Origin of the sequence: Rhizobium sp. LC145 (assembly GCF_001005825.1) — a bacterium.
Classification (GTDB): domain Bacteria; phylum Pseudomonadota; class Alphaproteobacteria; order Rhizobiales; family Rhizobiaceae; genus Neorhizobium.
In genome coordinates, this window is sequence record NZ_LBHV01000030.1 from 1 (window position 1) to 1,082 (window position 1,082).

General features: G+C 59.6%; 1 protein-coding gene. It reads right to left on the reverse strand.

The window, feature by feature from the left end:
• Window positions 1-716: 716 nt before the first annotated feature.
• Window positions 717-1,082: aldo/keto reductase (locus tag YH62_RS28985; RefSeq protein ID WP_046797788.1), on the reverse strand; the 366-nt coding region annotated here is incomplete at its 5' end.

Below are 1,082 nucleotides of genomic sequence, written 5' to 3' on the forward strand. Positions count from 1 at the left end.
GGGTGGAGCAGCCCGGTAGCTCGTCAGGCTCATAACCTGAAGGCCGCAGGTTCAAATCCTGCCCCCGCAACCAAGTCCTCCTGAAATCTCTTGTTATCGATCGCTGGCGCGAAGACTTCATCTTCGCTGGCGATGGTAGCTCCTCGTCCTGCGGACCATAACCTGAAGGCCGCAGGTTCAAATCCTGCCCCCGCAACCAAACAAAAAAGCCCGCCTCGCGCGGGCTTTTTGTTTGCTAGCCGGTCGAGATTTTAGCCCCTCAGCGCCCGCAAGGAGGCCAACCCACCCAGCGGCACAGAAAACTCCAAAAGCCCTCCCCCCGCAACCAAATCATCCAAGAAATCCACTCAAAGCCCGCCACGCGCGGGCTTTCTGCGTTCTACCGCAAGCGCCGCGCGCCGACTAACCAAAAAGGCGACCACCCCAGCAACCTCCCTCGGATTCTCGTCAGGCTCATAACCCGAAGAGTGAGGAGGAACGGGAATTGATCGAACCAAACGAGCCCGCCACAAACGGAAAGAAGCCTGTCACCGAAACAAAAGCCCGCTTCTCAGCGGAATTAGAAAAATATTTTGCAATCGAGCAATACCCGCCCCTCTGCAGATAGAGCGTAGGAGGAGGGCAATGGCGGCCCTTGGCGCGCCGTCTCAGGTGGCGACCGGAACCATGTCTGCTCCATAGCGCTCCAAGATCCTCCGCTTTTCGAATTCCAAAGCTCATTGGCCCATACGAGCGCGAGCTGTTGCCTGTGCCGCCCGGATCAGTCCTTGATACTGGGCATCCTTGCCGGGATACCAGGGCATCCGCCCTATATCGGCGAAACCCGGGATCGTCTCCATATGCTGCACCATGCGCCGGCGCATCGACCCGTCCGGCAGGGGCCCGTACATGGCCTGGACATTGTCCTCGGCATGCTCCGGGTTTGACGTGCCACACAGCACGGTCGTGACCGCCGGATGCGCCATGATCCACTTGAGGAAAAACTGCGCCCAGGTCGCGGCTTCAAATTCCCGCGCGAAGTCCGGCAGCGAGCGCCCTTCCACCACCTTCATCAGGCGGGCCTTTTCGAGCGGAAGGTTGAT